The sequence below is a fragment of the Nocardioides sp. genome, assembly GCF_034670285.1.
Taxonomy (GTDB): domain Bacteria; phylum Actinomycetota; class Actinomycetes; order Propionibacteriales; family Nocardioidaceae; genus Nocardioides.
Map to the genome: position 1 here is coordinate 1 of NZ_JAXMNS010000585.1, position 1,544 is coordinate 1,544.

Consider the following 1,544-nt stretch of genomic DNA (forward strand, 5'->3'; position numbering starts at 1 on the left):
ACGCGCAGGTGCGGGTCGCGCGCCATGGCGTGCGGGAAGCCGTCGTAGAGCCGACCGACGGTGTCGCCGGCGCCACTGGTGCCACTGGTGCCACTGGCGCCAGGGTCCTGGGGCCCGCCGAGGATGGTGACCATCACCGTCCAGCGTGAGCGGGCCGCCGGCGAGCCGAGCGGCAGGTCGAGCACGGCGCGGAGGTGGTTCTCGAACTGCGAGGTCACCGCCCCGTCCTGCGTCCAGTGACCGGTGTTGTGCGGGCGCATCGCCAGCTCGTTGACGAGCACGCGTCCGTCCTCGGTCTCGAACAGCTCGACGGCCAGCACACCGGTCACGTCGAGCTCGCCGGCCAGGCGGAGCGCGATGCCCTGGGCGGTCGCGGCCAGGTCGGGGTCGAGGTCGGGCGCCGGAGCGATCACCTCGTGGCAGATGCCGTCGCGCTGGGTCGAGGCGACGACGGGGTAGGCGGCGGCCTGCCCGCTCGGCGAGCGGGCGACGAGGGCCGACAGCTCGCGCCGGAAGGCCACCCGTTCCTCGGCGAGCAGCTGGACGCCGGCTGCCGCGGCCGCGTCGAACGCGTCGGCGCAGTCGGCGGCGTCGTCGACGAACCACACCCCGCGGCCGTCGTACCCCCCGCGGGTCGTCTTGAGCACGCACGGGAAGCCGAAGGCCTCGACGTCGTCGAGGTCGGCCACCACCGCGTTGCGTGGACACGGCACCCCCAGCTCGGCGAGGCGCGCCCGCATGACGGCCTTGTCCTGGGCATGGACGAGCGCGTCGGGCCCGGGGCGCACGGCGACGCCGGTGGCGGCGAGGGCACGCAGGTGCTCGGCCGGCACGTGCTCGTGGTCGAACGTCACGGCAGCGGCACCCGCGGTCACGGCGAGCAGGGCGTCGAGATCGGTGTGGTGGCCGATGAGCTGGTCGGGGATGACCTGGGCCGCCGAGACGCCCTCGGCCTCCGCGAGGAGCCGGAGTGGGATCCCCAGCGCAGCGGCGGGCTCGGCCATCATCCGCGCGAGCTGTCCACCGCCGATGACCGCGATGACAGGAGCGAGTTCAGACACGGCACCGCATCCTACGCAGGCTCGTCGGAGACCTACGCCTCCTGGGCAGCAGCAGTCGCGGCGGTGCCCGCGGCTCCGGCCGGGGCCACGGTCTCGAAGCGCAGGCCCTTGCCGCGCACCGTGCTGATGAGACTCGGGTGCCGGCTGTCGTCGCCGAGCTTGCGTCGCACCCACCCGAGGTGGACGTCGATCGTCTTCGACGACGTCCAGAACGTCGTCTGCCACACCTCGCGCATGAGCTCCTCGCGGGTCACCAGGACCCCCGCACGCGAGATCAGCGCCAGCACCAGGTCGAACTCCTTGCGCGACAGGTTGATCTCGTCGCCGGCGCGCCAGGCTCGTCGGGTGTCGGGGTCGAGGCTGATCTCCTGAACATTGATCACGCATCGATCCTAGGAAGGGAAAGGACCGATCGGTAGTGAATGGAAGAAAATGACACTGGCATTTTCATGACAATCGCCACGCCGAGGATACCTTTACCCC

The 1,544-nt window shown here is 71.6% G+C and carries 2 protein-coding genes; both read right to left on the reverse strand.

The genetic code is table 11. The features are described from left to right. Positions 1–1,061: 5-(carboxyamino)imidazole ribonucleotide synthase (locus tag VOI19_RS19310; RefSeq protein WP_323794548.1), on the reverse strand; the 1,061-nt coding region annotated here is incomplete at its 3' end. Between the two features lie 32 nt (positions 1,062–1,093). Continuing rightward, positions 1,094–1,444 (reverse strand): winged helix-turn-helix domain-containing protein, encoded by a 351-nt coding sequence (locus VOI19_RS19315; RefSeq protein WP_323794549.1) that lies wholly within the window; start codon positions 1,442–1,444, stop codon positions 1,094–1,096. Between the last annotated feature and the right edge of the window lie 100 nt (positions 1,445–1,544).